Source organism: Thiohalocapsa sp. ML1 (assembly GCF_001469165.1).
Lineage (GTDB): Bacteria > Pseudomonadota > Gammaproteobacteria > Chromatiales > Chromatiaceae > Thiohalocapsa.
On the sequence record NZ_JABX01000101.1, the window covers coordinates 1 to 3645 of the forward strand.

Sequence of the window (3645 nt, forward strand, 5' to 3'; positions counted from 1 at the left end):
CACAAGCTATGAGGTCGGCGGTATGACCTATACCGTCACTGCCAACGAAGGCGATGCGCGGGACTATACGGGCTTCGGCGAGGAGGCGCGGGTTAAGGACTTGGATCTCGACTCCTCCGTTTTCACGGATGCGTTGCTGCAAGAAGACGGGAACCTCGGCCGATTGAAGGTGACAACGACGCTCGGCAACACGGACGCCGACGACGAATTCGAAGCGCTCTACTCTTTCGGCGCGCGCTCCTTCTCCATCTGGGACGAAACCGGCGCGCTGGTCTTCGACAGCGGCGATCAATTCGAGCAGATCATTGCGGGGCTTGGCCTGTTGGACTCCGTCGGCAATCCCGTCTTCAACGCCAACAACGACGATCAGATCAGCTTCGACAGCCGCTCCGACGATAAGGGGCCGGAGCCGGAGGCGGTCGCCATCGGGCAGATCTATGGCATGACCTTGGCGTTTATCGGCTTGGAGCGCATCGGCGGCATCATGATCTATGACATCACCGACCCGACCAACCCGGCGTTCATGAATTACATCCTCGGGCGTGATTTCAGCGAAGACGATGCCGAATCGCCCGCTGCCGGCGATCTTGGCCCTGAGGGCATCTACTTCGTGCACAAGGACCTGAGCCCGTTCGGAACCTTCGGCCTGATTGTTGCCAACGAGGTCAGCGGCACCACGACGTGGTACGACATCCAAGCGCAGGTCCCCGCGCCGGCGTCGCTTGCGCTGTTCGCGGCCGGATTGCCGCTCCTGATGCTGCGCCGGCGTCGGCGCTGAGACCGCGCGCTGGCGCCTTGGGGAAGGGCCGAGGGCCGAGGGCCGAGGAGGGCTCCTTGGTGCTTGGCCCTTCGCCTTTCGGCCCCGAAGCGCCGTCTTGCTGTCAAGCTGAATCCGTCCGCAGGCTGCTTGTGCCGCCACCGGGGGCGGCTTCCGCCATAGCCGTCTTTTGTGCTGCCGTTCGCTGCTGAGCGAGCGCCCGGGTCTGCGCGCACCGCTCTGCTCGCACCGCTCTGCTGGCGCCCCTCTGCTATAGTCGAGCGCCGGGCGTTTCGCACCGCGCAATGCGGTGCGGCCCGCACCGAATGCCCCATGAGCACCGAGTCACAGCCCCAGCTTCGCCGCGCGGACCAACGCCAGCGCACGCTCCAGATCCTGCGTGCGGCGCGGCTCCTATGGCCGCTCGCCGGCGTCGCGGTGACGCTGGCCACTGCCCTGGGGCTGCTGCTGGTGTCCATGGCCGCGCCCGGGCTCGGCTGGCCCAAGCTGGTCTGCCTTGCGTTCCTGGGCATGGGTCTGCTCTCGGCCGTGCTGGCGGCGCAGCGGCTGCGCACGCAGTTGCTGCTGCCGCTGGTCGTGCTGGAGGATTCCGTGACGCGGGTCTGCCAAGGCGAGCCCGGGGCGAGCCGGGCGCTGGCCACGGCCGGCGTGCTGGAGACCATGGCGCGCGGCATCGGCAGCCTGAACGCGGAGCTGACGGACCTCTACGAAGACATGGACAGCCGCGTCGCGCGCCAGACCCAGCGGCTGGCGCAGAAGACGGCCTCGCTCAAGATCCTCTACGATGTCGCCGCCGAGATCACCCGCGCCGACACGCTGGAGGAGCTGTTGCTGCACTTCCTGCGGGTGCTGAAGGAGATGGTGAACGGCCGCGCGGCGACGGTGCGGGTGGTGACGCCGGACGGCAGCACCCGGCTGGTGGGCTCCATCGGCCTCGACGACGACCTGGTGCGCCAGCAGGACATGCAGCCGGTGGAGCTCTGTCTGTGCGGCACGGTGCTCTGCCCCGGCGAGATCGTCTGCGACAATGACGAGCGCTGGTGCTCGCGCATCTACGGCCGGCGCATGTTCGCAAGCGATGCCATTGAGGTCGTCACGGTGCCGCTGCAGCACCACGACGAGCTGCTCGGCGCCTACAGCATCTTCGTGGACCGCCCCGGCGTCAGCGAGCGCGAGGACATCCTCGACCTGCTCTCCACCATCGGCCAGCACATCGGCGTCGCGCTCGCCAAGCACCGCTCCGACAGCGAGGCGCGGCGGCTCTCCATCGTGGAGGAACGCACGTCGCTCGCGCATGAGCTGCACGACTCCCTAGCGCAGACGCTGGCGAGCCTGCGGCTCCAGGTGCGCATGCTGGCGGACTCCCTCGGCGACATCGAGCTGGCGCCGGAGGCGCGCGCCGACCTGGCCCGCATCAAGAACGGCATCGACGAGGCCCACGGCGAGCTGCGCGAGCTGCTCGCGAGCTTCCGCGCGCCGATGGATCGCCGCGGCCTCGTGCCGACGCTGGAGGAGCTGATCCGCCGCTTCGGCCAGCAGACCGGCATCCATGCGGTGCTGCAGCTCAACTGCCGGCCCTTCGAGGTGACGCCGGTGGAGGAGATGCAGCTCGTGCGCATCGTGCAGGAGACGCTCGCCAACGTGCGCAAGCACGCGCAGGCGCAGACCGTGCGCGTGCTGTTGACCCGGGAGCAGAACGGCGACTATGTGCTGCTGGTGGAGGACGACGGCGTCGGCTTCAGCGCACCGCGCAAGGCCGGGCATCCGGGTGAGCACATCGGGCTGTCGATCCTGGAGGAGCGGGCGCGGCGCATCGGTGCGCGGCTCGACATCGAGAGCGAGCCGGGGGAGGGCACGCGCGTGGAGCTCAGCTTCACCGCGGGTCGCAGCGGCCGCCAGGCACCGACGGAGCAGGCCGCCTGATGCGGGTGCTGCTCATCGACGACCACGCGCTGTTTCGCGTCGGCCTGCTGGAGCTGCTGGAACGGCGCGGCATCGAGGTCATCGACGCCGTCGGCGACAGCGACGTGGGCCTGCGCCTGACGCGCGACTGTGCGCCGGACGTGGTGCTGCTGGACCTGCGCATGCCCGGCCCCGGCGGCATCGAGATCTTGAAGCAGATCCGCGCCGAGCGCTTGGACCGCCGCGTGGCGATGCTCACCACCAGCACCGAGGAGCCGGACCTCATCGCCGCGCTGCAGGCCGGCGCCAACGGCTACCTGCTGAAGGACATGGAGCCGGACGAGCTGGTAGCGGCGCTGTCGGACATCGTCGCCGGCCGCACCGTCGTCGCGCCGGAGCTGACCGGGATCTTGGCCCGTGCGCTGCGCCAGGAGCCGGAGCCGGAGCGGCCACCGGCACGGCCCGGGCTGGCGGAGCTGACGCCGCGGGAGCAGCAGATTCTGTGTCATCTCGCCGCCGGGCAGAGCAACAAGGCCATCGCCCGGGACCTCGGCATCTCCGAGGGCACCGTCAAGCTGCATGTGAAGGCGATCCTGCGCAAGCTTGCGGTGCACTCGCGCGTCGAGGCGGCGGTGATGGCGGTGGAGCAGGGGCTTTGTGCGCGGGACTGACCGGGATCGAAATCGGGATCGCAATCGAAACTCTTCCCCGACCCGCACCAGACTCAAGGGACGTCCGACCGCGAGACACATGTCTAGCGAGGCAGAGCCTCAGACCGACCAGGGCACGGCGCCTCGTCTTGCGCAGCCCGCTCGTCGGCGCATTGGGCCAAGGGCCAAGGGCCGACGCGGGCTCCCTTGGCCCTCGGCCCTCGGTCCTTTTGCCTGCAAGCGCCTTGTCGTCGTGGAACTTGACTCATCTGCAAGCATTCGGCGCCGTCAAGCAATCTAGTGCACCAGTATGAA

Annotated in this window: 3 protein-coding genes; all 3 read left to right on the forward strand. The window is 68.6% G+C overall.

Annotated features, from left to right (window positions below):
* Positions 1–778, forward strand: a 778-nt coding sequence (locus tag ML01_RS26440; protein ID WP_156428028.1) for a PEP-CTERM sorting domain-containing protein, incomplete at its 5' end; no start/stop codon positions are given.
* A gap of 312 nt (positions 779–1090) precedes the next feature.
* Positions 1091–2701, forward strand: coding sequence for an ATP-binding protein (locus ML01_RS26445; RefSeq protein WP_058558353.1), 1611 nt, complete (start codon positions 1091–1093; stop codon positions 2699–2701).
* Positions 2701–3351, forward strand: a complete 651-nt coding sequence (locus ML01_RS26450) for a response regulator (protein WP_058558354.1) — start codon at positions 2701–2703, stop codon at positions 3349–3351. Before ML01_RS26445 ends, ML01_RS26450 begins: the two co-directional genes overlap by 1 nt.
* Positions 3352–3645: the final 294 nt, after the last annotated feature.